Raw genomic sequence first — 26,921 nt, 5'->3', positions numbered from 1 at the left:
TTTCGTAGGTCCGGCTTTAGCCGGGAAGGCTCGCGTCTAGCCCGATCAGTCCTTGCGGTATTCGCACAGGTAAGCGGTTTCGACGCTGACCTCAAGATCGAACTTGCTGTTGGCCGGAACACGGAACTGGTCGCCTGCCTCGAAGGTTTCCCAATCGCTGCTACCCGGCAACAGAACCTTCAGCGATCCCGAGATGACGTGCATGATTTCGCGATCAGCGGTGCCGAAGTTGTATTTCCCGGGAGCCATGACGCCGATGGTCGCTGCACCTTCGGCTTGCTGGAAGGCGATGGACTTGACGGTGCCGTCGAAATACTCGTTGACCTTGAACATGGCTGATCTCCTTGGAAGGGGTGCAAAAGGTCGGACAGTATGCCCAACGTACAAAAGGCCGTCATCCGCTTTGATAATTGCGTCACGCCTAGCCTGGAATCACTAACGGTAACAACCGTGCGGTATTGCGCGCGTCCGACAACGCCCGGTGCTGCTGGCCGTTGAAATGCATTCCCGCCAGCTGCAGCGCGGCATTCAGGCCGCAGGGTTTGCTCAACTGGCGTGCCTGCGCGAAGCGCTGTTTCAGATTGATGTGCGCAAGCCGTGAAAGCTCGCTGCTCAACTGGTGGTGCTGCCATTCCACTTCCAGTTGCTGACGGTCGTAGTCGCCCCAACTCGTCCAGCCTACCAACCGCGCGCGATGATGACTGAGCCAGCGCTCGAACTGCGGCCAGACCGTGGTCAGTGGCAACGCGGCGTCGATGGCGCTCTGCTGGATATGCGTCAGCTCCCGACAGAACGGCGTCAGTTGCGGCCTGCGCGCAGGCCGTACGAAGCGCTCGAAGTGGTCGACCTCACGCCCGGTCTGATTGACCACGGATGCACCGATCTCAATGATCTCCATTTCTGCCACTGGCCATCCGCCCTCTTCAGTGGTGGCCTCCAGATCTATCACCAACCAGTGGGGCATCTCTAACTCCAGTCTTTTAACCCGTGGCACCGCCATGGAGCGTAGTCATATTCGGTCCGGACGGTAAGAAAACTGTCTTCGTCCGTCCCGCATCGGGAACAGGCGAAAGAGGCTCGGCGACGCGGAATAACCCAGTCTGGGACTCGCGCGGCAGACGATTGTTTGCTTCGTGTGGGAATTTTTACCACGAACAACGCGCCAGTGGTCGCCCGAGCGCTTGCTTGGTTAACGCGCTCAGCATAAATTGCCGCGCGGCCCATGCTGTTTGTATCAGAAATTTCCTTCGCCAATCCCGGGAGTTCACGGTGGACGAACACAGTGCCTGGACGGTCATGCGCGAGCTGGTCGGGCAGGGCCTGATCACGGATCCCGACAGCGCGCGCGGCAAGCTGCTGCAGGTGGCGGCGCACTTGTTCCATGAGAAGGGCTACGAGCGCACGACCGTGAGGGATCTGGGGGCCGCGGCGGGTATTCAGTCCGGCAGCATCTTTCATCACTTTCGCAGCAAGGACGAGATTCTCTGCGCGGTGATGGAGCAGACGGCAATCTACAACACGGCGCTCATGCGCGCCGCGCTGAACAAGGCCACTGGTGTCCGGGCGCGCGTGCTGTCGCTCATAAAATGCGAGTTGCAGTCAATCATGGGCGGCACCGGCGAGGCCATGGCTGTGATGGTCTATGAGTGGCGTTCGCTGTCTGCCGACGGGCAGGCGAAAATTCTGGTGCTGCGCGACGCGTACGAGCAGGTGTGGCTGCAGGTACTGGGCGAGGCCAAGGAAGCTGGGCTGATTGCCGGCGATATGTTCGTTACCCGGCGATTTCTGACCGGTGCGTTGTCCTGGACCACCACCTGGTTTCGTACCGGCGGCAGCCTGACGCTGGAGCAACTTGCCGAGCAGGCACTGATGTTGCTGCTCAAAGAGGCAAGATGTGAATAAATGTGATTTTTACGCCTGTTTGACCGTTGTCTAATCGTTCGCAAACGCATAGCTTACGTACTCCGATTCGCATGAGGTGCCTTGTCTTGATGTCTACGCCGGTGCGGATGGCTTTTAAATCGCTGCTGTTGGCGACCACGACCCTGTGGGCCTGGCAGGCGGGGGCGGCTCAGGTCGTGCGCATTGGCGCCGCGCACTTTCCGCCCTATACGATTCGCCCTGAACGCGGTGAAGACACCGGGCTGCTGCCGCAGATGGTCAGTGCGCTCAACGCCATGCAGAGCGACTACCGTTTCGAGATGGTGCCCACATCGATCCCGCGTCGTTTCCGCGACTTTCAGCAGGCCCGTTTCGACATGGCCATTTTCGAAAACCCCGGCTGGGGCTGGAAGGGCATCGCTCACGAGGATGTCGACATGGGCCTGGAGGATGCCGAAATCTTCGTGGCCCACAAGATTCCCGGGCGTACTCAGGCTTTTTTTGACGATCTGCATGGCAAGCGGTTGGCGCTGTTCAGCGGCTATCACTATGCGTTCGCGGATTTCAACGCCGATCCCAAGTTCCTTGCCGAACACTACAACGCGTCGCTGACGTATTCGCACGACAGCAACCTGTTGATGGTAATGCGTGATCGCGCCGACGTCGCGTTGGTGACCCGTTCCTACCTCAGCACCTTCATGGCCAACAACCCTCAGGACGCCGACGAGTTTCTGGTGTCGGACCGCGTGGATCAGGTCTATCGCCACTTCGCGCTGTTGCGCCCGAATGCGCCGATCACCGGCGAGCAGTTCAGCCTGTTGCTCAATCAGTTGCGTGAGAACGGGCAGATGTTCAAGATCTTCCAGCCGTTTCGCATCGCCGTGACACCACAGGCCACGCATCATTCGATCGCGCAGGACAGCTCAAGCGATGGCGATTGATAGGGCAGAGGCAAGGCACTGACTCAGGCTGGCGATAGCGCTTGCCCGGGTAGTCATGGTGAGGATGTCGCGCTGCAGCAGGCATGTGGGAGCGCAGTTCGGCGCTCCCACACGGTTCATCAACGGTCCCGCGCTTCCTTGGCATCCATTTCAGCGTTGCGCTCATGGACACGCTTGAGCTGTTCTTCGGTCAGGGGCAGTTTTTTTGCTGAATCCTTGAGCATCAGCAAACCGCCGACGATCGAGCCGATTGCAACGACCAGAATTAACCAGGCATACCAGGGCATAGGGCTCTCCTTCTTGTGATACCGGTTGGAGCAGCGGCGCTGTCCAGTGGTTCAATTGTAGGAGATGTCCGGCCTGATCACGGAAGTCACTTCAGTGGCCGGCATGAGGCGTCGCTGTGGCACGGCTTGCCATCAGTTGCGCAAGCCGTGCTGCGGCGGTGGGCTGTCGATTCAGACGCCGGTCAGCATCGAGTCGGCGGGCGCCGCCGAACGCGCGCGTCCGGTCATGCCGAAGTAGATGAAGCCGGCGGCCATGAACCCCAGGAAGATCAGGCCGATCAGCGCGTTGAACCAGGCCATCGCGATCAGGCAGACCACCGCCAGCACCAGCGCAATCCCCGGCACGATCGGGTAGCCGGGTGCGCGGAAGGTGCGCTCCAGCAGCGGCTCGCTCTTGCGCAGCTTGAACAGGCTCAACATGCTCATGATGTACATGACGATGGCGCCGAACACGGCCATGGTGATCATGGCTGCCGTCAGCGTCATGCCGCTCAGATTGATCAGGCCGTCGCTGTAGATCGCCGCGATGCCGATCAGGCCACCGGCGATGATCGCCCGATGGGGCGTCTGGAAACGCGACAGCTTCGCCAGCGAAGCGGGCAGGTAGCCTGCGCGGGCCAGCGCGAAGAACTGCCGCGAGTAGCCCAGAATGATGCCGTGGAAACTCGCCACCAGACCGAACAGGCCGATCCACACCAGCATGTGCAACCAGCCCGAGCTTTCGCCGACGACCGCTTTCATCGCTTGTGGAAGCGGGTCGTTGATGTTTGACAGGGCTTTCCAATCACCCACGCCGCCTGCGAAGAACATCACGCCCATCGCCAGCAAAACCAGAGTAATGATGCCGCTGATGTAGGCTTTCGGAATCGTGCGCTTGGGGTCTTTGGCTTCTTCGGCCGCCATCGCCGCGCCTTCGATTGCAAGGAAGAACCAGATGGCGAACGGAATGGCCGCGAACATCCCGGCAATGGCCGGGGCGCCGAAGCTGTCCGAACCGGCCCAGCCGTTGAGGGCGAAGTTGGAAAAGCTGAATGCAGGCGCGACCACGCCCATGAACACCAGCAGTTCAAGGACGGCGAGGACGCAGACGACCAGTTCGAAGGTGGCGGCCAGTTTGACGCCGAGAATGTTCAGGGTCATGAACACGATGTAGGCGCCGACCGCTGCATGTTTAGGGTCCAGGGCGGGAAACTGCACGTTCAGGTAGGCGCCGATCGCCAGGGCAATGGCCGGCGGCGCGAAGACGAACTCGATCAGCGTGGCCAGGCCTGCGATCAGGCCGCCTTTCTCGCCAAACGCCCGTCGGCTGTAGGCAAACGGTCCGCCGGCATGGGGAATGGCGGTCGTCAGCTCGGTGAAACTGAAGATGAAACAGGTGTACATCGCCGCAACCATCAGCGACGTCAGCAGAAACCCGAGCGTTCCGGCGACTCCCCAGCCGTAGCTCCAGCCGAAATATTCACCGGAAATCACCAGACCGACAGCGATCCCCCACAAATGCAGCGTGCCCAGCGTGGGCTTCAGTTGCGTATTCATGCGTCACTCCCTGGATTGATTGGATCATCAGGAGGTAGCGCATTGCAGCGGTCATGCCAGTGGCCGAAAGCGATGTCGTAATGTTTCCAATCGGGTCGCTTACGGGATGCTTATTCGGCGAACTCGGCGTCATCGTGCGCGATTTGTGAGCAGAATGCCGCGGCGTGGCTGCTTAAGAGGCACTGAGGCCTGCGCCGCTCGCAGGCACCAATTGACTCGCAGACGATCGTTCGCAGGTACACAGTAAACCGGTCATGCAGGCCAATCGCCAATCAGCTCGCCCCATAGCAGACTTCGCGAGCCGCAGCGTCTGGAGGATATCGGCGATGAGGTGCAGTCGACGGTGGCAGATTCCTTGCGCCATTTACCGATCACCGGGTCCCGTCTCAGGGCTGCTTCAGCTACAATGCGCGCCGATTTCGACTTGCCAGAGAACCCGCTCATGTCCGCCTGCCAGACCCCCATCATCGTCGCCCTGGATTTCCCGACCCGCGAAGCCGCGTTGAAACTGGCTGATCAACTGGACCCGAAACTGTGCCGGGTCAAAGTGGGCAAGGAGCTGTTCACCAGCAGCGCGTCCGGCATTGTCGAAACCCTGAACGACAAGGGTTTCGAAGTGTTTCTGGACCTGAAATTCCACGACATCCCCAACACCACGGCGATGGCGGTCAAGGCCGCCGCCGAGATGGGCGTGTGGATGGTCAACGTGCACTGCTCCGGTGGCTTGCGCATGATGGCCGCGTGTCGCGATGTGCTGGATCAGCGCAGCGGGCACAAGCCGCTGTTGATCGGCGTGACGGTGCTGACCAGCATGGAGCGTGAAGACCTGGCGGCGATCGGTCTGGATATCGAGCCGCAGGAGCAGGTGCTGCGTTTGGCGGCACTGGCGGAAAAGGCCGGGATGGACGGCCTGGTGTGCTCGGCGCTGGAAGCCCAGGCGCTGAAGAGCGCGCACCCGTCGCTGCAACTGGTGACGCCGGGTATTCGCCCGGCAGGCAGCGCGCAGGACGATCAACGCCGCATCCTCACGCCTCGTCAGGCGCTGGATGCCGGCTCCGATTATCTGGTCATCGGCCGTCCGATCAGCCAGGCCGCCGACCCGGCGAAGGCGCTGGCGGCGGTGGTGGCCGAACTGGCGTGACGCTGGCGCAACGCTGGCATTCAGCGGCCGCTTGATGCCGCTGTTCGGCCAATCGTCAGCCAGCGTACGGCCGCGTCGTCAGCACAGACGGGTGCGCTGCACCCGTTGCCGTCAGTAGCCGATCCGCTTCAAGATCGACTCCATGCTTTCCTTCGACGGCCGACCGTAGAACTTCAGCAGTTCCGAGGTGCGGTTGGTAAAGAAGCCGTCCACGCCGTTGGCACTGATCGCCTTGAAATCCACCGCGTCGTCCACGGTGTAGGGATGAATGATCAGGCCTCGGTCATGAGCCATCTTGTTCATCCACGGTTTCACCAGGTCCATGTAGCTCTGATCGCCGCCGTTTTTCAGCGCAGAGGCGGGGCCGGTGCCTATGGCTCCGTGTGCCTTGGCCCAGTCCATCCAGGCAGCGAACTCCTCTTTCGATTTGACTTGCTGGCTCGCGTAGAAGCTCGCCTTGTCCTTGGCCCCGGAATCCTTGAAGGACGTCTCGGAAGCAGCGGCAATCGAGCCATCGCCCAACCAAAGCAGCAGCACTTTAGGCGTGTCGGGCATGCTCTTCTGCAGCAACTCCAGACTCGACTTCTCGAACGTCTGCAGCACGACCCGGCCGGGCATGTGGGCGACGTTGACATGGCCTTTTTCAGCGGCCGGACGCTCACTCAGCCAGCCGCGCTGATCGAGCTTCTTTTTCAGGTCTTCTTCGATGCCGGGAAACTGCGTCGGCACTTTGGTTTCGATGTACAGGCCGGGTTTGTTCTTGCCGCCCTCGGCGATGTCGATCACTTCATCCAGGGTCAGAATTTTCAGCCCGGCGTAGCTCGCTCTGGCGCGGTCCGGGTAGGCCGTGTTAAACCAGGAACCAGCGTCCAGACGCTTGAGTTCCTCAAGGGTGAAGCTGCTCACCGGCTGAGTCGCCCGGTCTGGAAAGACCTCGTTGATGTTGGTGGTGCGTTGCAGCGTGTCGTCATGCAGCGCGATCAGCACGCCGTCCTTGGTGCGCTGGATGTCCATTTCCAGATAGTCGGCGCCCAGTTCGCGGGCCAGCGTGTAAGAAGGGATGGTTTCCTCAGGCGCGTCGAACGAGGCGCCGCGGTGAGCAATGACCGCAGGCCAGGGCACACCGGCCTTCGCGGCCAAGGCCTTGCCCGGGTTACTGGCCGGCTCGCTGGCGGCGAGCGCCAACCCCGACGACAACATCACACCGGCAATGGCGGCGGTGCTCAACGTTCTGGTTATTCCTTTCAACATGGTTTTGACGTTCCTTTTGTGCATGTTCGTTCATGGCGCAGTGAGATCGGGCACTGCATGGCACATCGTTGTCGCAACTGATCGTTCAGCCCATCGCTGTGACCAATAACAGTTGGCGTCGGTGCGGGCAACCCGGCTGTCGTTGACGCAGACACGTTGTCGTAATGGGAGAGGGTCTGTGCAGTGTCAGCATTTTTCATGACGCTAAAACGTCCGGCCGCGACTTTTCAACCCGCAAGCGTGCCTGCGCATGACGCGTCGCTGATTCACCGATGCCCCCGCGGCGCAGGCCGTCCGGATCGCCTCGCAGCTGCTGTGCCAGACGCTTGCGCGTGCGGGGCGGCGGGTGACGCAAATCGATATCAGGGGTGAAAACCGCGGGGAGTCACGCTACTGTCTGTCCATCCCAATGTGCGCAGCGGAGTGAAGATGAAGACGGTGTTGGTGCTGGTCGAAAGCGTGAACGAGTATTTGCCGATTCTGGAAGACAGCGGGTTTCGCCTGATTCTGGCCCCGACCCCGGCGATGCGGGCGCAAGCGGTGGCAAGCGGGGGCGATGAGATTGACGCGGTGCTGACCCGTGGGCCGCTGGGATTTACCGCCGAGGAGATGGCTGCGCTGCCGCGACTCGGGATCATCTGCGTCATCGGTGCCGGCTACGAGCAAGTCGATCTGGCCGCCGCCGAGGCGAGGGGCATCACCGTGACCAACGGCGCCGGGGTCAACGCGCCGAGCGTCGCCGATCACGCCATGGCGCTGCTGCTGTCACTGGTGCGCGACATCGCGCAGAGCGACGCGTCGGTACGTCGCCATGAGTGGCGCAAGGTCTCGCGGCCGTCCTTCGCGGGCAAACGCCTGGGCATTCTCGGTCTGGGTGCGGTGGGCATGGCCATCGCTCGGCGGGCGCTGGGCTTCGACATGGTGATCCATTATCACAGCCGCTCGGCGCGAACGGATGTCGATTTCAACTACTGCGCGACGCCTCTGCAACTGGCCCGCGACGCCGATTTTCTGGTCGTCGCAACGCCAGGTGGCGGCTCTACCCGGCATTTGATCGATGCTGCCGCCATTGAGGCGCTTGGCCCCGAGGGCTTCATCGTCAATATCGCGCGGGCCAGCGTGGTGGACACCGAGGCGCTGATCGACGCTTTGCAGCACGGCCGCCTGGCCGGGGCGGCGCTGGATGTCTTCGACGACGAACCCCAGGTCCCCGATGCATTGAAATCCTTGAACAACGTGGTGCTGACGCCGCATCTGGCGGGCCTGTCGCCTGAGGCCTCGCGGGACACCGTGCAGATGGTCGCCAACAACCTGCTGGCGTTCTATGCGGGCAAGCCTGTGCTGACGCCCGTTTACAGCTGACGCACTGCCGCAGCTCTTCGCAATCGGATGCTCACTCTTACAAAAAAAGGAAACGTGTATGTCTGCTCCAGCCGTATTGAAAGTCGCCCTCGTCACCGGCGCCGGCAGCGGGATTGGCCGCGCCGTGGCGCTGCAGTTGCTGTCCGATGGTTTCGCGGTGGTGCTGGCCGGGCGACGTTCCGAACCGTTGCAGGCCTTGGCGGACCAAGCGAAAGCGGCGGGGCAGCAAGCCCTGGCGGTGCCCACCGATGTGCGCGATCCAGCCAGTGTCGATGCGCTGTTCGCCACCATCGAACACACCTTTGGCCGACTGGATGTCTCGTTCAACAACGCCGGCATCGGCGCACCTGCGGTGCCGATGGATGAGCTGTCGGTCGAGCAGTGGAAGAACGTCATCGACACCAATGTCACGGGGATGTTTCTGTGCGTGCGCGGCGCATTCGGCCTGATGCGCCGGCAAGTGCCGCAGGGCGGGCGGATCATCAACAACGGCTCGATTTCGGCGCACACCCCGCGTTTGTTCAGCGCGCCGTATACCTCCAGCAAACATGCGGTGCACGGGCTGACCAAAAGCACGGCGCTGGATGGCCGGCCTTACAACATCGCCTGCGGTCAGATCGACATTGGCAATGCGCTCACCGAGATGACCGATCGCATGACCAAGGGCGTGTTGCAGGCCAACGGGACGCTGGAGGTCGAGCCGACCATGAACGTCCAGCACGTGGCAGACGCGGTGAGCTACATGGCCGCGTTGCCATTGTCGGCCAACGTGCTGAACATGACCGTCATGGCCAGCAGCATGCCGTTCGTGGGGCGTGGCTGAGGCAGCCGCCCGCCGTCAGCTCGCGCACCGTTGTTTCGTCCAATAACCTCTGGGATCTGTCCAACCCGGTCGATTCATGTATGCGCAGAATGGCGCCATGCCGATCCATTTCAAACGAGGACTTGATCATGAGCGAATTCGTCATCGCACCGGTCGCCACGCCATCGCTGGCGGTGGCCGGGACCACCAGCCGCTTTCCGATCCGTCGCGTATTCTGCGTCGGTCGCAACTATTCCGAGCACGCTCGGGAAATGGGGCACGATCCTGATCGCGAGCCGCCGTTCTTTTTCATGAAACCGGCCGATGCCGTGGTTCCGGCGGAGGGCAGCATTGCGTATCCGCCGCTGACCGAAGACCTGCACCATGAGATCGAGCTGGTCGTTGCCATCGGCAAAGACGGCGTGAATATCAGCCCGGAGGATGCGCTGAGCCATGTATGGGGCTATGGCGTGGGTCTGGATCTGACGCGCCGCGATCTGCAGGCGCAAGCCAAGAAAATGGGGCGCCCGTGGGAATGGGCCAAGGCCTTCGATGCGTCGGCACCCGCCACGGCGCTGCTGCCGGTGAGCAAGGTCGGCCATCCGGAATCCGGCGGAATCTGGCTCGACGTGAACGGCCAGAGCCGCCAGCGCGGAGACCTGGCCGACCAGATCTGGCCGGTCAAGGACGTCATCGCTTACCTGTCGCAGTCGGTTGGCGTCAAAGCCGGTGACCTGATCTACACCGGCACGCCGGCGGGCGTCGGCGCGCTACAGCGCGGTGATGTGGTCACGGCCGGGATCGAAGGCATCGCCGAGTTGAGTCTGACCCTCGGCTGACCGCCACGCACCTGCCGTGACACAACAATCGCTTGGTTCGACGGCCGCACGTGCCCTAACATGCGGCGGTTCGAACCGGCGACTCAGGTGTCCGCGATGGCCAACCCTTCCCGCATCCAGACCTACGGCATGCAGCAGCGCAGCGACCGCATGGATTTCTATATCCGTGACAAGTCGGCGCGACCGGCGCTGACCGCGCCCCATCGTCACGAATACTTCCAGATCCAGATCAACCTCGGCGGCGACACCGTGCAGCATATTGGCGGCGCCATCCGGCCGTTCCCGCGCAACACTCTGGCATTCATCCTGCCGCATCGGCTGCACGTCATCCCGCATCCGGAGGACGGCAATTTCGTGCTGATCAACTTCTCCCAGGAGTTTCTCCTGCAACATCTGCAGTGCGATCCGATGGACCTCGAAGACGTCTCACTCGCCGAGGCGCCGGAACTGGCACCGTTCCGCTTTCAGGAACATCTGGATTTCATCCTCGACGACGCTGACTTCGCCGACGTGACGGCATTGCTGACCCAGATGCGCGAGCTCGATCAGACGCGGCAACTGGGTTCCGGATCGATTTTGCGCGGCTGCCTGCTGCAACTGATCGGCAAGGTCTGCAACCTGTTCGAGGCGCCGTTGCTGGCGCTGTCGGCGAACAAGGCCGAGCGCAGAGGGCGCCGCGACGCCATGGGCAGGGTCATGGCCTACATCCGCGAGCACATCGCCGAGCCGACGATGACCCTGACCGATGCCGCGGCGGCCGCGTTTCTTTCGCCCAATTACCTGACGCACCTGCTGCGCAAGGAAACCGGCAGCACGTTTTCCGAGTTGGTGCTCGAGCGCCGGATGCGCCTGGCGCGCACGCAACTGATGAACAGCGACAAGCCCCTGAGTCACATCGCAGACACCTGCGGCTTTGCTGACGAAGCGTATTTCTCCCGACGTTTTCGCAAGGCCCATGGCGTCCCGCCCGGTCAGTTCCGGCGCGAACATCGCGGCGTCTGACCCTTGTTGCCTGCCATCGGACAGCTCAGCCTGAACCGCCACAGGCCGGTCAGTCGTGCAGTCGAATCGTTCGGGCCAGTTCGCTGAACAGTGCCGACACTGATCGCAATGCCCGACAGTCCGGTCGCGTCAGTACCCACAGCGCGGTGTCATAACCTTCCAGCGGCCCGCTCAACTGCTGCAAGCCTGCGTCGCGCAACATGAAGTCAGGCAGCGCCGCGACGCCCATGCCTGCACGCGCCAGTTGCGCCACCGCCAGCATCGAGCTGCAGCGATAGGCGAGCTTGACCTTCGGCAATCGTTGTCGGCGCCAGGTCACGGTCGGGTGATCGGGCAGGAAATCATCCGGGGCGATCCAGTGCAGGTTCTCCAGCGTCAGATCGTCCTGGCGGGCCACATAGTCCTCGCTGGCACACACGCGGTACGACACCGTTCCCAGGCGCGTGCCAACCAGATGCTGCGGGGGCGCGTCGGTCAGCCTCAGCGCGATGTCCGCATCGCGGCGGCTGAGGTTGGCGAAGGTGCTGGACGTATTGAGTTCCAGCTGCAGCCCGGGATAGTTCGGCATGAACCGCGTGAGTGCAGGCAACAACAGGCTTTGCAACACCGCTTCGGTGCAGGTCAGGCGAACCGTGCCGCTGACGATGTGCTGCCCTTGCTCGAGGCTGATCTGCGCCAGCGTCAACGCCTGCTCGGCGCTTTCGGCCTGTTGCGCCAGCGCGATCGCGGCGCTCGTGGGTTGATAGCCGGCGCGGCTTTTGTCGAACAGTGCGGTGCCCACCGCTGCCTCGAGCCGACGCACTGACCTGAACACGGTGGACACGTCGACGGCGAGCAGTTCGGCAGCGCGGGACAGGGTCTTGCCGCGCACCAGTGCGAGGATCAACGTGAGGTCGGCGTGGTTGATTCGATAGTGCATCGCTGCATTGATCACTTGCTTGGGCGCCCATTCTGATTGCAAGACCGCAAGCTTATAGTGCCGTTCAGCCACACGGCAAAGCGTTTTGACATCAAGGAACGGTCATGGAGCAGCAACAGGCTATTCGCATTGCATTGGTCGGCGATTACGACGCGCACGTACCTGCGCATCAGGCCATTGCGGTCGCGCTGGACAGGGTCGCGGCGGAGTCAGGGACGCGTCTGACGTATCAATGGGTGCCGACTCCAGAGGTGGCTGAAGGCGCGTTGTTAGAGGCCTTCGATGGCATCTGGTGCGTACCGGCCAGCCCTTATCGCGACCTGAACGGCGCGCTGACCGCCATCGGTTTCGCTCGCACCCGGCGCGTGCCGTTCTTAGGCACCTGCGGCGGCTTTCAGCATGCCTTGCTCGAGTACGCACGCAATGAGCTGGGCTGGACGGACGCCGAGCACGCCGAGACAGCGCCGGATTCCGAGCAGGCGATCATCACGCCGCTGAGCTGTTCGCTGGTGGAAGCGTTCGCGCCGATCCGGCTGCTGCCGGGTTCGCGCATCGCCCAGGCTTATGGCGCGCAGGAAACCCGGGAGCGCTACCGCTGCCGTTACGGTTTGCGCAAGTCGCTGAAGGCCGCAATGTTCGCCGGCCCGCTGAAGGTGTGCGGCTACGACGCCGACGACGAGGTTCGGGCGATTGAACGGGATGACCATCCATTCTTCCTCGCCACGCTGTTCCAGCCTGAACGCGCAGCGTTGGCAAGCGACATCGGGGCGGCCACGACGCCGCCGCTGGTCAAGGCATTTGTCATGGCCTGTGCGGCCTTGAGGGCAACCCGATGATCACTGATACCTTCGACCGACCGTATTACGCGGTGATCTTCACCTCGGTGCGCACGTCCGCGGACGACGAGGGTTATGAGCGAGCGGCGTTGCGGATGCTTGATCGGGTGCGCGAGCAGCCGGGTTTCCTCGGCGTGGAGTCGGCGCGGGGTGAAGACGGGCTTGGCATCACCGTCTCCTACTGGTCGAGCGAGGAGGCGATTCTGGCCTGGAAGCAACACCCTGAGCACCGTGCGATTCGTGAGCGGGGTCGCTCGACGTGGTACCACAGCTGCACCACGCGGGTGAGCAAAATCGAGCGTGATTACCGCTATTCCACCTGAGGCGCAACGGCGCTGGCGCTGCTGGCATGACGTGGCGTCGGCGCGGTGTCGCTGCTGCGCACCAGCAGCCAGGTCAGCAGCGCCGCGCTGAAGGCGATTGCGGCGCCAACCAACAGGATCGCCTGATAGCCGCTGCCAAAACTGTGCAGCGCCAGTCCATGCAGGTCGATGCCGGGAAACATCTCCTCTTGGCCTGCGGACAGATCCCCAGCAGCGATGCTGCGCGTGAGTGCCACGGGGTCAATATTGGAACCCGGCGGCAAACCTTCGGCAAGGGTCGCCGAGACGCGTGAGAACAGAATCGCGCCCAGCGCTGCAAACCCCACGACGATGCCGCTGAATCGCACCGTACCGGAGACGCCGGACGCCATGCCGGCACGCTCGGGCGGAATCACCGACATGCTCACCTTGGCGGTCTCGCCGTTGAGAATGCCCGCGCCGACTCCCGCGATCAGCAGCCCTGCCGACATGGACGCGTAATCGAATTGCAGCGCTTGCATCGCCAGCCATGACAGGCCGACGCCAATAATCGCCAGGCCGACCGTCAGCAATGCCCGGCCACTGAAACGGTGTGTCAGCCAGGTGGCGACAATGCGCGGCACAATGAACAATGGCAGGGCGATGGGCAGCATGAGCAGTCCGGCTTTCTGCGGGCTCAGGCCCAGGCCGCTCTGAAAGTAGATCGGCAAGTAGGTGAACATGGTCAGCAGACCGCCGGCATAGGCCAGCCCTGCGATATTGGCGCCGATGTAGGTAGGCCGGCGGAAGAAGCTCAGGTCGAGCATCGGACGTTGCTGCCTGGTTTCCACCAGCAGGAACAGCGCGAACAGCGTGCCGGAGCAGGCGAATTCCAGAACAATCCCGTTGCTGGCCCAGCCCTCGTGGTTGCCGGTGATCAGTGCCAGCGTCACCAGAAACAGGCTGCTGGAAAACGTCAATGAGCCCGGCACGTCGACCTTGCGTGCGTGCGGATCGCGTGACTCATCGACGGCGTAAAGGGTCAGCGCGAACATCGCGGCGCCGATCGGGATGTTGATGTAGAACACCCATTGCCAGCCGAAATGCTGAGTGATGAACCCGCCGGCCACCGGCCCCAGCGAGGTCGCGATGCCGATGACCGAACCCCAGAAGGCAAAGGCTCTGGCCCGATGTGCGCCGCGGAAGGTATGGGACAACGTGGCCAGCGCCGAACTCAGCAAGATCGCCGCGCCGACGCCCTGCAGCGCCCGCGCGCTGTTGAGCAGCAGCACATCGCCCGCTGCGCCACAGATCAGGGAGGCGCCGGTGAACACGCTCAGGCCGATCAGCAGCATGCGTTTACGCCCGTATCGATCGGCGAGTGCGCCGGCCGGCATGACGCAGGATGCGAAGGTCAGCGTGTAGGCGCTGATCACCCATTCGATGTCGGCGAAGTCGGCATGCAGTGACTGGGCGATGGAGGAGAGCGAAACCGCGACGATATTGGAGTCCAGGTTGATCATGAAGGACGGAACCGACACGCACAGCAGGATCAGGATTCGGTGCAAGCCCTCGGCGGGCGACAGATGTTCGGTGCTCATTTCCAGTCTCGATGACCTGCAATCTACCAATTAGCGGTATATGCTCCTTTTTCAATTTGCGGGGATATGCCAGCATTGGTCAAGGCATATTTTTGAAAGCACGATCGTGTGCCGGACCGGTGCGTCCGCCCATGGCTTGAAGGAAGGTTCATGAACGACAGACAGAAACGCGGCGTCGCGGTACCGGAGGGCCTGAACATCCCGCCACAAGCGACCTGCCATGCCACTTACCTGCGCAAGGCGACCCGACGCATCACCTTGCTGTACGACGCATTGCTCGCGCCATCGGGCCTGCGTTCGACCCAGCGCTCGATCCTGATGCAGATCGCCCGCTGCGAGGTGGCGAGCATGTCGGAACTGGCGGCTTTGCTGCTGATCGACCGTTCAGCGCTGGCGCAGAACCTCAAGCCGCTGGAGCGCGAAGGGTGGGTGCAGGTGCAGGTGGATCCGGCGGACAAGCGCAGTCGCCTGGTCAGCCTGACGCGGGCGGGCATGGATAAATTGCTGGAAACCCAGCCGCTCTGGCAGCAGGCGCAAGCCAGTTTTGAAAAGACCTACGGCGCCGAACGTGCCGTGGTGTTGCGCCAGGCACTGATCGATGTGGCAGCAGGCGAATATGAAGGCGCCGATCCGGTGTGATCGACGCCAGGTTTGCAGCAGGCGGGGAACAAATCCTGCTGCGTACTCGTTTTACGGCATCACTGGCGGGATGTAGGCCAGCGTCGTGCCCAGCGCCCACAGCAGGAACAGCACCAGCGGCGTGTGAACCAGCAGTTGCACGAACGAGAACCCGATCAGATCACGCGCCTTGATGCCCAGCACGCCCAGCAGCGGCAGCATGTAGAACGGGTTGATCAGGTTCGGCAGGGCTTCGGCGGCGTTGTAAATCTGCACTGCCCAGCCCAAGTGGTATTTGAGATCGTTGGCCACTTGCATGACGTACGGCGCTTCGATGATCCACTTGCCGCCACCGGACGGAATGAAGAACCCGAGAATCGCCGAGTACACGCCCATCAGCAGCGCGTACGTGTCGTGGGAGGCGATGCTGGTGAAGAACGTCGAGATGTGATGCGCGACGGTTTGTGCATCGCCACCCTTGACCGTGGTCAGCAGTGCGGCAATCGAGCCGTACAGCGGAAACTGGATCAGCACGCCGGTGGTGGTCGGCACGGCGCGCGCGACCGCATCCAGAAAGCTGCGCGGACGCCAGTGCAACAGCGCACCGACCATGATGAACAGGAAGTTATAGGTGTTCAGGCCGGAAATCGCGGTGATCGCAGGCTTGGTGCTGAACTCGTTGTACAACCATCCCGACGCCAGAATCACCATCAGAATGATCAGCAGCGGGCTGTATTCCAGCCACTCGCCAGGGCGGGTGCGCGGTGGCAGCGGCGGCAGGCTGAACGCCGGATCCACGCCGCATCCCTTGGCGTCTCGGGCGTTGGCCGGGCCAGGTGCCGTGGCGTAGGCGACGATGATCGAGATCACCACCAGCGCCAGCAGCATCACGCCCGACTGCCACAGGAAGATGGTCTGGGTGAACGGGATCATCCCGGTGATCGCGAGGATCGAAGGCGGCAGACTCGCCGGGTTGGCCTGCAGCTGTGCAGCCGACGACGACAAGCCCAGCGCCCACACGGCGCCCAGACCCAGATAGGCGGCAGCACCGGCTGCGCGATAGTCCATTTTCAGATCGGTGCGACGGGCCAGCGCGCGTACCAGCAGCCCGCCGAAAACCAGTGACAGGCCCCAGTTCAACAGCGAGGCGACCATGGAGATCAGCGCGACCCAGGCGACCGCCGAACGGCCATTCTTGGGGATGCGCGCCAGGCGGTCGATCAGCTTGACCGCCGGAGGCGAGCTGGCGACGACGTAGCCGCCGATGACCACGAAGGCCATTTGCATGGTGAAGGGGATCAGGCTCCAGAAACCGTCGCCGAACGCCTTGGCGGTGTCGGCCGGTTTCGCACCGATGGCCAGCGTTGCCAGGGTGACGATGACGACTGCCAGGGCGGCGAACACCCAGGAGTCGGGGAACCAGCGTTCTGCCCACTTGGCACAACGCAGGGCAAATCGGGCGGAGCGGCTTTCTTCAATATCGGCGGCCACGTTTTCTACCTCTTGGAGTTATTGTCAGGTGCTATTCGAATAGCTGTTTTTAGTGTTGGCAGTGATGCGAAAAGTCAGGCGCTAGATACAGCAAAGCCCCTTCACGGGTGAAGAGGCAATATGGCACAACGATATGACGCGGGTGTAACGACAGACTCGGGCGGACGCGTACCCTGTAGGAGCGCGCTTGCCCGCAAAGCGATTGTTCAGACACTGCGTGGGTGAATGGACTGGCTTTGATCGCGGGCAAGCGCGCTCCTACAGGGGAACGCGTTCACTCAGTGCGCTCAGAACTTCATCTCGACCACATCGTTCGGGACGATGAGTTTGCCGGCGGTCTTGGCGATGATCTCCTCGACGGTCACGCCCGGCGCGGTTTCGCGCAGGATGAACGCGCCGTTCTCGATCTCGAGGTAAGCCAGGTCGGTCAGCACTTTCTTGATGCAGCCCGCGCCCGTCAGCGGCAGGCTGCACCGCGACAGCAGTTTCGATTCGCCGTCTTTGGATGCATGAGTCATGGTGACGATGATGTTGTCGGCACCGGCGACCAGGTCCATCGCACCGCCCATGCCCTTGACCAGTTTGCCGGGGATCATCCAGGAAGCGATGTTGCCCTCGACATCGACCTCGAATGCGCCGAGCACGGTCAGGTCGACATGCCCGCCGCGGATCATCGCGAACGATTCGGCCGAGGAGAAGATCGACGCGCCTTTGCGCGCGGTGACGGTCTGCTTGCCGGCGTTGATCATGTCGGCGTCGATGGTCTCTTCGGTCGGAAATTCGCCCATGCCCAGCAGGCCGTTTTCCGATTGCAGCATCACGTCGATGCCTTCCGGTACGTAGTTGGCAACCAGGGTTGGAATGCCGATGCCCAGGTTCACATAGAAGCCGTCTTGCAGTTCGCGCGCTACGCGCTGTGCCATTTGTTCGCGGGAGAGTGCCATGATCTTGGGTCTCTTTTATTGTGTCCGGTGACCGATTCCGTCGCAGGCAACTGGCGCGGGGCGTGCCCCTGCATCAGTTGCGACCGGCGAACCGGCCTGCCTCGGATGAATATGCTGCCGGTCGATCAAAGACCGGCCGCAGGCGTCAGGCTTTCTTGACGGTGCGCTGTTCGATGCGCTTCTCGAACGTGCCCAGAATCACGCGATCGACGTAAATGCCAGGCGTGTGGATCTCGGTCGGCAGCAGGACACCGGGTTCGACGATTTCTTCGACTTCCACCACGGTGATCTTGCCGGCGGTGGCCACGACCGGGTTGAAGTTCTGCGCGGTGTGGCGGTACACCACGTTGCCGAAATGGTCGGCTTTCCAGCCTTTGACAATGGCGAAGTCGCCGGTGATGGCTTCTTCCAGGATGACGTTGCGCCCGTTGAACTGACGCGTTTCCTTGCCTTCAGCCACAGGCGTGCCGTAACCGGTCGCGGTGTAGAAAGCAGGAATGCCGGCGCCGCCAGCGCGCATTTTCTCAGCCAGCGTGCCTTGCGGCGTGAGTTCGACTTCAAGTTCGCCGCTGAGCAACTGACGCTCGAACAGTGCGTTTTCACCCACGTAGGAAGCGATCATCTTACGGATCTGCCGGTCTTCCAGCAGGATACCCAGCCCAAACCCGTCGACACCGCAGTTGTTAGAGACGACGGTCAGGCCCTTGACGCCACGGCGCTTGATTTCGGCAATGAGGTTTTCCGGAATACCGCAGAGACCAAAGCCACCGGAAAGCACGGTCATGTTGTCGGTCAGCCCGGCAAGGGCTTCTTCGTAAGTTGCAACTCGCTTATCGAGTCCAGCCATGGTGATATCCCGCCTTGTTATATTTATGTCCGACAATCTGTCGCCAGGCGCCTGAAGCCACTGCATGAGAACACGGCGCTACGAACGGGCTCGTTCAGGGGCCTGGGCTCCGCTTTTCGCCTGTTCTTGCGTTGTCTTCCCTACGCCGTGAGGTGCTCATGCTGCCTGAGGTTGTTCACAGCATCTTCTCTCGCACTCAGTGATTTGTTAATTTTGTTTTTTTCATAGATTGATAAGCAAACCAAATATATGAACGTCAAACAGCTGCGTGCGTTTCTGGCCGTTGCCCAGTGCCTGAGCTTCGCCCAGGCAGGGGAGCGACTGCATCTGTCGCAACCCGCGCTGAGCCTGACCATCAAGGCGCTGGAAGACGATCTGGGCGGCCAATTGCTGACCCGCACCACACGCAATGTCAGCCTCACGCCCGAAGGCGAGGCCTTGTTGCCGCTGGCCCGACAGCTGCTGGCCGACTGGGACAACACCGAAGAGCTGCTGCGTCAGCGTTTCACGTTGCAGATGGGCAAGGTCACCATCGCAGCCATGCCGTCGTTTGCAGGCAATCTGCTGCCGATCGCACTCAAGGTTTTTCGCGAGCGTTATCCGCGGGTCAACGTCGCCGTGCATGACGTCATCAACGAACAGGTGCTTGAGATGCTAGACCATCGACGGGTCGAGCTGGGTGTCGGGTTCGAGCCGGAGTCGAGCAACAACCTGACGTTCACCCCGTTCTACATGGATCGCTTCGTGGCGGTGGTGCCGATGGATTCGCCATTGGCCGAACGCGGCGTAGTGGCATGGGACGAGCTGTTGCGTCACGACTTCATCACCCTTCAGCGGCCATCGGCGGTGCGGCTGCTGCTCGAACAGGATCTGCACACGCAACACGGCAAATTGTCGGTGGCGTTCGAAAGCCATCAGCTTTCGACGGTCGGGCGCATGGTTGCCAACGGCCTGGGCGTCAGCGCCGTGCCGTCGTTGTGCATCAGCCAGATGGAAGAACTGGGCGCGCGGTGCATCGCACTGGAAGGCCCGCGCATCGAACGCCGGATCGGACTGATGACCCAGGTCGATCACAAACTCTCGGCGGCGGCGCAGGCATTGCGCGACGTGTTGATCGAATGCGCGCAAGCGTGATCTGGCGACCCTTCATTCACGGGTGACACTGCGGTTTCTATGGGCGTGAGCAACGGTCTTCAACGCACCTTTCTCTCGACGATGTGACACCCGACGCGTTCCCGGCTGAAGCCGGTCCTACGGAAAAACTTGTGGCGCCTGTGGGACCGGCTTAGCCGGGAAGAGGCCGGTGCAGACGCAGATTCATTTAGATGAATGGATGAATGGCAGGCCGTTTCGGCCACTTTCTGCGAAAAAATCACTGCGACGTCTTGCCGCATCCGGTATCGTTTGGCCATCTGAAACAAATTGTTTCAGATCATCTTTCAATAAGAATCGAACGATAAGGGGTTCCGCATTGGATTTGTCGTCTGCTGCGTGGGTGTTCCATGACACCCGTCTGATCATCTGCTGCCTGATCGCCATTGCCACGATTATCGTGCTGATCAGCGCTACCAAACTTCCGCCATTTCTGTCGATTCTGGTGGGGACTTTCATCGCAGGGATAGGCGCAGGATTGCCGGCGGAGGCTGTGGCGAAAGCGTTCAGCAAGGGCGCGGGCGGGATTCTTGGGGAAGCGGGGATCATCATTGCGCTGGGCGCGATGCTCGGCGCGCTGATGGCCGAGTCAGGTGCCGCTGATCGCATCGCCTCGACCCTGCTAGGACTTGGCAAGGGCAAGACATTGCCGTGGGTCATGGCGCTGGTGGCAATGGTCATCGGCCTGCCGCTGTTCTTCGAAGTGGGCCTGGTGATGATGGTGCCGATCATCTTCGTCATGGCACGGCAGTCGGGCCAGCCGCTGCTCAAGATCGCCATTCCGGCGCTGGCCGGCATGACCACGCTTCACGCCCTGATGCCTCCGCATCCAGGCCCCTTGATTGCAGTGAGTGCGTTGCACGCCGATCTCGGATTGACGATGTTGCTGGGCTTCTGCATTGCGGTGCCGGCGGTGATCCTCGCCGGTCCGCTCTATGGCAACTGGCTGTCCAGGCGGCTGCACATTGAAGCGCCGGCAGAACTGGGTGAGCTGTTCTCGGCCAAGCCCAACGTGACCCGCCAGCCGGGTTTCGGGATTTCGCTGTTGATCATTCTGCTGCCGGTCATCCTGATGCTCGGCAGCACGCTGGCCAAGGTGGCCATGGAACCGGAAAGCAACACGGCGCTGGCGCTGAAGTTTCTCGGCGAGCCACTGGTGGCGTTGGGCATTGCCGTGCTGGCGGCGACGGTCTGCCTGGGTTGGGCCAATGGCATTTCCCGCGAGCGGGTGGGCAACACGCTGCGTAAAAGCCTGGCGCCGATTGCCGTGCTGTTGCTGACGATCGGTGCCGGTGGTGGCCTGAAACAGACGCTGCTCGATGCCGGCGTCAGTCAGACTATCAGTAAGGTGGCCGAGGGCGCGCACATGCCGTACCTGTTGCTGGCATGGCTGATCGCGGTCGCGCTGCGTCAGGCGACAGGTTCGGCGACGGTCGCGACGACCACTACTGCGGGCATTCTTGCGCCGATGATGGCCGGTCTTGCGCCAGTCGAAGCGTCATTGGTTGCGTTGGTGATCGGGGCGGGTTCGGTGTTCTTCTGCCACGTCAACGATGCGGGCTTCTGGATGGTCCGCGAGTATTTCGGCTTGCAGCTGAAGCAGACCCTCTGGGTCTGGTCGGTGCTGCAGACCATCGTATCGGTTGTCGGCCTGATCGGCACATCGCTGCTGTGGCATTGGTTGGTGTAAACCTTTCTATTGCGGTCACAGATCCCGCAAGGACGCGGGTGTTCTGCCAGAGAACAACCAGAAGACAATCACAGGAGAACGCGCGAACAGCAGTTCTAACCGTTTGCGCAGCCGATACCGACTATCAAGACGACTGATTTCTGCTGGAAAGGGCCGGGGCGTAGCCTTGGCTTCATTCCAGAAACGAGCCGAATGGAGGCTCCCATGAACCGTCTTCTTGCCCTCGCCATGTTGCTTTCAGCCGCCGTTCTCTCAGGCTGTGCCGCTGGCAATCACCCCGAATTGCGTCCTTACACCGCTGAGGAAACCCACCAGCTGGCCCTCGAAGACTTGAACCGTCGCGGTCTGTCATACGACGAATACCAGATTCGCAAAGCCCAGCTGATGGCGCAGCCTCAGATGCAACGGGCCCGTGAGTTCGATAACCGGGGTGAAGTCAGCGCTGAAGTCAGCACGGCATCGCCGGCCCGCCAGGGTTAAGGCGCCAGCCGCGACACTTCCCGGTTCGACCCTTCAAGACGACGAGGACTCTTCACGAGTCCGTCCGTAGACGATCAGCGCTTACAACGCCAGCTTCAAATGCCCGCCTGCTTCCTTGTGGCGCGCATTCATCCGGTGTTGCAGCCCTAGATGAAAATGCTCAAGCCCGTCGTGCAGACGCTGGGTCAGCAATTCGTCCAGTTCTCCCCCCAGTTCGTTCTCGCCGTAGCTGATCTGGCTGTCGATGGCGAATACGCCGTGCAGCACTTCCTGGCATTTGAGCGCGGACAGCACCGGTTTCAGCGCGTAATCCACCGCCAGCATGTGCGCGATGCTGCCGCCTGTCGCCAGCGGCAGTACCACTTTGCCGTGCAGGGAGCGTTCCGGCAGCAGATCGAGCAGGGTTTTCAGCGCGCCGGAAAACGACGCCTTGTACACCGGCGTGCCGATCAGCAGGCCGTCAGCCTTGGCAACGGCCTCGATGAAGGCGACCACTTCGGGGCTGTCGAAGCGGGCGTACAGCAGATCCTCGGCGTTGAAATCCTGAATGCGCACGCTCTTCACATCGACGCCGCGATCCTTGAGCCACTGCGCGGCGTGCTTGAGTACCACACCGGAGCGCGAGCGGGTCGAAGGACTGCCTGAAATTGAAACTACCAACATGCCTTGATTCCTTGGGGTCAGTCACCCGAGGTGCATCAGCACCGTGCAGGCCGCGAGTAACGCGATGGTGATGGGGCGGATAGACCCTTATGACAGCTTCAAAGCAGCATGCGTGCCAGCGTCATCAATGTATCCGACGGCCTGCGAAACCGGGTGTCGCGCCTGAATTCGCGCAGCGTGCTCAAGCCGGCCGAGCTGACCTGTAACGGGGTATCTGTTGATCGACTGTTGCGTGGGCAACACTTGAACGGCGATTGCGCGCAGGCCAGGCCTGATGCTTTTCCGCGCCCGAGCGAATTCGATTGCCGGATGCCGGGCAAAAAAAATCCCCGCAGCCGGCCGCTGCGAGGATTGTGTTTTTGCTTTCAGCTGTCCGCATGAAGCTTGCGGCCGGCGTCAGTTCCGGAACATGGCACCGGTCTGGATGAGGTTGTTCGAACCCAGCAGTTGGCTCACGTAACGGCTCCAGCGAGTGATGTTCGCAGGGCCGACGAAGACCACGTCCTGCGCCGCCAGCTCGAAACCCTTGGCCAGCGCATAACTGGTCGGCTTCTTGGCATTCAGGTGATACACCGTGGCGGCGCGGTTACCCTCCATCGCGCGGATCACATACACCGCTTCGCCATCAGCCGCGTCCGGGCTCAGACCGCCCGAGGTGCCGAGCGCTTCGAGCAGGGTGACGCTGGTGGTGCTGAAGGAAATCACTTGCGGACGCTGAACCTCGCCGAGCACGTAGATCTTGTTCTTCGAGTTGCTGTTCAGGTGCAAGTAGTCGCCGTCCTTGAGGTAAATCTTGCTCAGCTGCGAGTCCTTGCGGTTGAGCGCGTCGACGTCGATGACGTAATCCTTGCCATCGCGACGCAGGGTCAGTCCGGCCAGGTTGGCGTCAGTCAGATCGAGCCCGGCCTGGCTGATAGCCTGCACCAGTGTCAGCGGAATGTTGGTGATCGGTTGCGGGCCGGGGGTCTTGAACGAGCCGGACAGCAAGACGCGGCGGCTGTTGTAACGCAGCACTTTGACGTCGACCTTGACCTCGGTGTACTGGGGCAGCAAGCCCATGCGCAGTTGCTCGCGAATCTCGGCGACGGTCTTGCCCGCTGCCTGAACGCGGCCCACATACGGGAAGAACACAGTACCGTCGTTCAGTACCTCGCGGCTGTTGGCGTCGAGCTGGTCCTGCGAGCCGGGGGCGGTCAGTTCAGGGTGTTCGAACACTGTCACCAGCAGGGTGTCGCCAGGGCCGACGATGTACTCCGAAGGCCTGTAGGTGAACAACTCAGGGGCGATGGGTCTTGCCGTCGCGGCGGCGTTTTTCTCTTGCTGGGCAAGGGTGGTCGGCGTGATATTGACCAGTGTGACATCCGGACCGTCCGGATCCTTGTCCGTGACATCACTGAGCGACATGTATTGACCCGGGGCGAATGCGCAGCCTTGCAAAATGAGACTGGAAAGCAGCACTACCGCTAACGTTACTTTCATATGAATGTTCCTTCTAATCCTAATAGGTGCGTACTGGCACCGCAGTGATTTCGTTGCATCCCTTACCAACACCGAACAGCGGATTAACTTCTTTCACACACCCATGCACCTCCTGCCGAGCGTCTCCGGCCCGGTCTTTTTTCATTGGCAGATGTCGTTATTCAGAAAGCGTTCTTGTTGACGAAGCCTTTGAAGAGCGTCAGCAGGATGATTTTCATGTCCAGCCAGACCGACCAGTGCTCGATGTACTGCAGGTCGAATTCCACGCGCTTTTGCATCTTGTCCAGCGTGTCGGTTTCGCCACGCCAGCCGTTGATCTGCGCCCAGCCGGTGATGCCCGGCTTGACCTTGTGTCGCAACATGTAGCCGGACACTTGCTTGCGGTATTGCTCGTTGTGCGCCACGGCATGCGGGCGCGGGCCGACGATCGACATATCGCCGCGCAGCACGTTGAAGAACTGCGGCAGTTCGTCGAGCGAGGTGCGTCGCAGAAAAGCCCCCAGCGGCGTGATGCGACTGTCATTACGAGTGGCCTGCGTCACCACGTCGCCGTTTTCCTGCACGCTCATGCTGCGAAATTTCCAGACCATGATCGGTCGTCCGTCCAGCCCGTAGCGACGCTGTCGGAACAGCACCGGGCCGGGCGATGTGAGCTTGATCGCCAGGGCGATGAGCATCAGCGGCAGGGCGATCATGGTCAGGATCACGCTCGACAACACGATGTCTTCGATGCGTTTGACCATGCTCCAGGCGCCGTCCATGGGCGAGTCGAAAATGCTGATGCTGGGCAAGCCGTTGATGCTTTCGCTGCGCGCATGCAACAACTCGAACATGAACACATCCGGGATCACGTACACCGACGCCGTGGTGTCGCTCAGGCCTTTGATCAGTTCCTGCAACCGGGCCTGGGCGCCCAGCGTGAGGGTGATGTAGACCTTGTCGATCTTGCCGTCGCGGGCGTCCTGAATCAGTTGATCCAGATCGCCGAGCACCGGAATGCGCCGACCGATGCGCGCCAGGTCCATCTGCTCCGGCGACTCGTCGTAAAAGCCCAGCAGATTCAGGCCCATCCACGGCGCGCTTTCGATCGACATCGCCAGACGCTCGCCGCAGTGCCCGGTGCCCACCACCGCCACGCGGCGGGTGTTGAAACCGTGGCTGCGCAGCGCATGAAGCAGGCTGCGAATCGCCAGCCGATACCCGCACAGCCCAACCAGCACCGTAGCGAACCATGCCATCTGACTGTCATTGGCGAGGTCGTCCGGTTGCAGCAGCATGTAATCGACGAACAGCAGCAGGACGAACGCCAGGCCCCAGTAATTGGCCACCTTCAGCACCTCGCGCAGGATGCGTTCCCCGCGCCAGGAGCCGTACAACTGGTGGTATTCCGCCAGCCAGTGAAACGCCACGGTCGCCAGCAGGATCTGCATCCAGGCTTCAGTGCCCATCGGCACGCCGGTCAACACATTGATGCCATAACCGCCGACGGCGATGACCGCCAGATCCAGCAGGCGATGGGCAACGGACAGCGATGACTGATGAGCGTGCAGGATGCCGCGTAATGGTGTGCTCATGTTCAAGGCTCGCTCAGACGGATTTGATCGGAACAACGCGGGCGGAGAGTTCGTTGGCGACCAGCGCGGGGCTGATCTGAATGGTCCGGATCGGCACCGGATGACGGGGCTGGCGCGCCGCGGCCAGGCGCACTTCGACGAACTGGCGCATTTCGAGCTCGAAGCGCGCTTCGCTGAACCGTTCGGCATTGGCCCGGCACGCCTGAGCGGTGATGCGCGAGCGGTTGGCCTCGAAGGTCTCGATGGCGGCCATCAGCGAGGGCACGGTCTGTTCCGGATAGAACACGCCAGTCGGTTGCGGATGGTCCAGGCCGCAGACGGTTTCCAGCACGCCACCCTTGCCGAAGGCAATGACCGGCGTGCCGCAGGCTTGCGCTTCTACCGGGCTGATGCCGAAGTCTTCTTCGGCTGCGAATACGAACGCCTTGGCATTGCTCATGTGCTGCTGCAGCACCGCGAACGGCTGAAAACCCAGCAGCGTGACATTCGGCGCATGGGCGGCGACGGCTTTGGCTTTTTCCATTTCCGGGCCTTCGCCGACCACCACCAGACGCTTGTCCGGCATGGCTGCGAAGGCTTCGATGATCATCGGCATGCGCTTGTACGGGACCATGCGCGAGGCCGTGAAGTAGTAGTCCTGCTTGTCTTCCTGCAGGGTGAAGCCACGGGTGTCCACAGGTGGATAGATGACGGTGGATTCGCGACGATAAGACTTGGTGATGCGCGCGCCGATGAAGTGCGAGTTGGCGATGAAGTCATCGACGCCGGCGGCGGTGCGCTGATCCCACATGCGCATGTAGTGCAGGATCATCCGCGCGACCTTGCCTTTGAAGCCCATGCTCATGTTGGCCTCTTTGAGGTATTGATGCTGCAGATCCCAGGCATAGCGGATCGGCGAATGCACGTAGCTGATGTGCAGCTGGTCAGGCCCGCACAGCACGCCTTTGGCCACGGCGTGGCTGCTGCTGATGATCAGGTCGTAACCGGAAAGGTCCAGTTGCTCGATGGCCATCGGCATCAGGGGCAGGTAGCGCTGATATTTGGTGCGTGCCTTGGGCAGGCGCTGAATGAAGGTGGTCTTGGCGACCTTGCCGCCCAGTTGCGCGCGGTCCTGATCGCTGAGGAAGTCGATGACGGAGAACAGATCCGCCTCGGGCCAGATTTTGATCAACGATGCCAAAACCCTTTCGGCACCGGCATACGTCACCAGCCAGTCGTGGACGATTGCTATTTTCATTGGAATTCTTCTCTGCATTAACGGCTGAAGGAAACCCGGCACATCGAGCGAAGCTCGCAGGGGTGTT

General features: G+C 61.7%; 28 protein-coding genes. 14 read left to right on the top strand and 14 right to left on the bottom strand.

The genetic code is table 11. The features are described from left to right. Positions 1 to 45: 45 nt before the first annotated feature. Positions 46 to 333, bottom strand: a complete 288-nt coding sequence (locus BMZ10_RS27320; RefSeq protein WP_093469971.1) for a pyrimidine/purine nucleoside phosphorylase — start codon at positions 331 to 333, stop codon at positions 46 to 48. Between the two features lie 88 nt (positions 334 to 421). After that, positions 422 to 964, bottom strand: a complete 543-nt coding sequence (locus BMZ10_RS27315) for a 3'-5' exonuclease (RefSeq protein ID WP_093469967.1) — start codon at positions 962 to 964, stop codon at positions 422 to 424. 305 nt (positions 965 to 1,269) lie between these two features. On the opposite strand from BMZ10_RS27315, the gene BMZ10_RS27310 reads away from it, so the two are divergent. Continuing rightward, positions 1,270 to 1,902 carry a TetR/AcrR family transcriptional regulator gene (locus BMZ10_RS27310; RefSeq protein ID WP_093469964.1) on the top strand — a complete coding sequence of 211 codons (633 nt, stop codon included), beginning with the start codon at positions 1,270 to 1,272 and terminating at the stop codon, positions 1,900 to 1,902. Between the two features lie 89 nt (positions 1,903 to 1,991). After that, a complete protein-coding gene (locus tag BMZ10_RS27305; RefSeq protein ID WP_093469960.1) occupies positions 1,992 to 2,822 on the top strand; it encodes a substrate-binding periplasmic protein in 831 nt (276 codons plus the stop codon). 119 nt (positions 2,823 to 2,941) lie between these two features. On the opposite strand, the gene BMZ10_RS27300 is transcribed toward BMZ10_RS27305, so the two are convergent. Together BMZ10_RS27300 and eat are read right to left on the bottom strand one after the other, a co-directional pair. After that, on the bottom strand, positions 2,942 to 3,109 hold the full coding sequence (locus BMZ10_RS27300; RefSeq protein ID WP_093469957.1) for a DUF2897 family protein: 168 nt from the start codon (positions 3,107 to 3,109) through the stop codon (positions 2,942 to 2,944). A 171-nt stretch (positions 3,110 to 3,280) separates the two neighbouring features. After that, positions 3,281 to 4,645 carry an ethanolamine permease gene (gene eat / locus BMZ10_RS27295; protein ID WP_093469952.1) on the bottom strand — a complete coding sequence of 455 codons (1,365 nt, stop codon included), beginning with the start codon at positions 4,643 to 4,645 and terminating at the stop codon, positions 3,281 to 3,283. A 442-nt stretch (positions 4,646 to 5,087) separates the two neighbouring features. On the opposite strand from eat, the gene pyrF reads away from it, so the two are divergent. Then, positions 5,088 to 5,786 carry an orotidine-5'-phosphate decarboxylase gene (gene pyrF, locus BMZ10_RS27290; RefSeq protein ID WP_177182243.1) on the top strand — a complete coding sequence of 233 codons (699 nt, stop codon included), beginning with the start codon at positions 5,088 to 5,090 and terminating at the stop codon, positions 5,784 to 5,786. Between the two features lie 111 nt (positions 5,787 to 5,897). On the opposite strand, the gene BMZ10_RS27285 is transcribed toward pyrF, so the two are convergent. Further along, on the bottom strand, positions 5,898 to 7,037 hold the full coding sequence (locus BMZ10_RS27285) for a glycerophosphodiester phosphodiesterase (protein WP_093469993.1): 1,140 nt from the start codon (positions 7,035 to 7,037) through the stop codon (positions 5,898 to 5,900). 429 nt (positions 7,038 to 7,466) lie between these two features. Here BMZ10_RS27285 and BMZ10_RS27280 point away from each other — a divergent pair, with 429 nt between their 5' ends. From BMZ10_RS27280 to BMZ10_RS27265, 4 genes are all read left to right on the top strand, one after another. Continuing rightward, a complete protein-coding gene (locus BMZ10_RS27280; RefSeq protein WP_093469945.1) occupies positions 7,467 to 8,399 on the top strand; it encodes a 2-hydroxyacid dehydrogenase in 933 nt (310 codons plus the stop codon). A gap of 58 nt (positions 8,400 to 8,457) precedes the next feature. Then, positions 8,458 to 9,222 carry an SDR family oxidoreductase gene (locus tag BMZ10_RS27275; protein WP_093469941.1) on the top strand — a complete coding sequence of 255 codons (765 nt, stop codon included), beginning with the start codon at positions 8,458 to 8,460 and terminating at the stop codon, positions 9,220 to 9,222. A gap of 128 nt (positions 9,223 to 9,350) precedes the next feature. Next, positions 9,351 to 10,040: a fumarylacetoacetate hydrolase family protein gene (locus BMZ10_RS27270; RefSeq protein ID WP_093469938.1), complete on the top strand. Its 690-nt coding sequence runs from the start codon at positions 9,351 to 9,353 to the stop codon at positions 10,038 to 10,040. Positions 10,041 to 10,136: 96 nt separating this feature from the next. After that, entirely contained in the window at positions 10,137 to 11,042 is a 906-nt protein-coding gene (locus BMZ10_RS27265; protein WP_093469934.1) for a helix-turn-helix transcriptional regulator, read from the top strand. A 49-nt stretch (positions 11,043 to 11,091) separates the two neighbouring features. On the opposite strand, the gene BMZ10_RS27260 is transcribed toward BMZ10_RS27265, so the two are convergent. Further along, complete coding sequence (locus BMZ10_RS27260) at positions 11,092 to 11,961, bottom strand: LysR family transcriptional regulator (protein ID WP_093469989.1); 870 nt, start codon at positions 11,959 to 11,961, stop codon at positions 11,092 to 11,094. A 104-nt stretch (positions 11,962 to 12,065) separates the two neighbouring features. Between BMZ10_RS27260 and BMZ10_RS27255 the strand changes: the two genes are divergently transcribed. Beyond that, entirely contained in the window at positions 12,066 to 12,797 is a 732-nt protein-coding gene (locus tag BMZ10_RS27255; protein ID WP_093469929.1) for a CTP synthase C-terminal region-related (seleno)protein, read from the top strand. Beyond that, complete coding sequence (locus BMZ10_RS27250; protein WP_093469925.1) at positions 12,794 to 13,120, top strand: antibiotic biosynthesis monooxygenase family protein; 327 nt, start codon at positions 12,794 to 12,796, stop codon at positions 13,118 to 13,120. The genes BMZ10_RS27255 and BMZ10_RS27250 overlap by 4 nt, the downstream gene beginning before the upstream one ends. Here BMZ10_RS27250 and BMZ10_RS27245 read toward each other — a convergent pair. Further along, a complete protein-coding gene (locus tag BMZ10_RS27245) occupies positions 13,108 to 14,679 on the bottom strand; it encodes an MFS transporter (RefSeq protein WP_177182241.1) in 1,572 nt (523 codons plus the stop codon). The two genes, BMZ10_RS27250 and BMZ10_RS27245, sit on opposite strands and share 13 nt — an antisense overlap. Before the next feature lie 150 nt (positions 14,680 to 14,829). Between BMZ10_RS27245 and BMZ10_RS27240 the strand changes: the two genes are divergently transcribed. Then, positions 14,830 to 15,318 (top strand): MarR family winged helix-turn-helix transcriptional regulator, encoded by a 489-nt coding sequence (locus tag BMZ10_RS27240; RefSeq protein WP_093469921.1) that lies wholly within the window; start codon positions 14,830 to 14,832, stop codon positions 15,316 to 15,318. Positions 15,319 to 15,369: 51 nt separating this feature from the next. On the opposite strand, the gene BMZ10_RS27235 is transcribed toward BMZ10_RS27240, so the two are convergent. The 3 genes from BMZ10_RS27235 to BMZ10_RS27225 form a co-directional block, all read right to left on the bottom strand. Continuing rightward, complete coding sequence (locus tag BMZ10_RS27235) at positions 15,370 to 16,788, bottom strand: short-chain fatty acid transporter (RefSeq protein WP_093469918.1); 1,419 nt, start codon at positions 16,786 to 16,788, stop codon at positions 15,370 to 15,372. Positions 16,789 to 17,075: 287 nt separating this feature from the next. Further along, positions 17,076 to 17,732, bottom strand: coding sequence for a CoA transferase subunit B (locus BMZ10_RS27230; protein WP_093469914.1), 657 nt, complete (start codon positions 17,730 to 17,732; stop codon positions 17,076 to 17,078). Positions 17,733 to 17,877: 145 nt separating this feature from the next. Beyond that, positions 17,878 to 18,579, bottom strand: a complete 702-nt coding sequence (locus BMZ10_RS27225) for a CoA transferase subunit A (protein WP_093469911.1) — start codon at positions 18,577 to 18,579, stop codon at positions 17,878 to 17,880. A gap of 249 nt (positions 18,580 to 18,828) precedes the next feature. Here BMZ10_RS27225 and BMZ10_RS27220 point away from each other — a divergent pair, with 249 nt between their 5' ends. From BMZ10_RS27220 to BMZ10_RS27210, 3 genes are all read left to right on the top strand, one after another. Further along, on the top strand, positions 18,829 to 19,713 hold the full coding sequence (locus BMZ10_RS27220; protein ID WP_093469907.1) for a LysR family transcriptional regulator: 885 nt from the start codon (positions 18,829 to 18,831) through the stop codon (positions 19,711 to 19,713). A 337-nt stretch (positions 19,714 to 20,050) separates the two neighbouring features. Beyond that, the gene (locus BMZ10_RS27215) at positions 20,051 to 21,421 is read left to right on the top strand and encodes a GntT/GntP/DsdX family permease (RefSeq protein WP_093469904.1); all 1,371 of its coding nucleotides are present in this window, start codon (positions 20,051 to 20,053) and stop codon (positions 21,419 to 21,421) included. 204 nt (positions 21,422 to 21,625) lie between these two features. Beyond that, the gene (locus BMZ10_RS27210) at positions 21,626 to 21,901 is read left to right on the top strand and encodes a hypothetical protein (RefSeq protein WP_093469901.1); all 276 of its coding nucleotides are present in this window, start codon (positions 21,626 to 21,628) and stop codon (positions 21,899 to 21,901) included. 81 nt (positions 21,902 to 21,982) lie between these two features. On the opposite strand, the gene ssuE is transcribed toward BMZ10_RS27210, so the two are convergent. Next, on the bottom strand, positions 21,983 to 22,564 hold the full coding sequence (gene ssuE / locus BMZ10_RS27205; protein WP_093469898.1) for an NADPH-dependent FMN reductase: 582 nt from the start codon (positions 22,562 to 22,564) through the stop codon (positions 21,983 to 21,985). 108 nt (positions 22,565 to 22,672) lie between these two features. On the opposite strand from ssuE, the gene BMZ10_RS27200 reads away from it, so the two are divergent. Next, on the top strand, positions 22,673 to 22,945 hold the full coding sequence (locus BMZ10_RS27200) for a hypothetical protein (RefSeq protein ID WP_093469896.1): 273 nt from the start codon (positions 22,673 to 22,675) through the stop codon (positions 22,943 to 22,945). A 15-nt stretch (positions 22,946 to 22,960) separates the two neighbouring features. Here the strand turns inward: BMZ10_RS27200 and BMZ10_RS27195 are convergent, their stop codons facing one another. From BMZ10_RS27195 to BMZ10_RS27185, 3 genes are all read right to left on the bottom strand, one after another. Further along, positions 22,961 to 24,043: a polysaccharide biosynthesis/export family protein gene (locus BMZ10_RS27195; RefSeq protein WP_093469893.1), complete on the bottom strand. Its 1,083-nt coding sequence runs from the start codon at positions 24,041 to 24,043 to the stop codon at positions 22,961 to 22,963. 161 nt (positions 24,044 to 24,204) lie between these two features. Then, positions 24,205 to 25,617, bottom strand: a complete 1,413-nt coding sequence (locus BMZ10_RS27190) for an undecaprenyl-phosphate glucose phosphotransferase (RefSeq protein ID WP_093469890.1) — start codon at positions 25,615 to 25,617, stop codon at positions 24,205 to 24,207. Positions 25,618 to 25,630: 13 nt separating this feature from the next. Further along, positions 25,631 to 26,854, bottom strand: coding sequence for a glycosyltransferase family 4 protein (locus BMZ10_RS27185; RefSeq protein WP_093469888.1), 1,224 nt, complete (start codon positions 26,852 to 26,854; stop codon positions 25,631 to 25,633). Between the last annotated feature and the right edge of the window lie 67 nt (positions 26,855 to 26,921).

The sequence above is a fragment of the Pseudomonas sp. NFR16 genome (genome assembly GCF_900108875.1).
Lineage (GTDB): Bacteria > Pseudomonadota > Gammaproteobacteria > Pseudomonadales > Pseudomonadaceae > Aquipseudomonas.
Note: the sequence above shows the minus strand (reverse complement) of the source record. Positions and strands in the feature narration are given on the sequence as shown.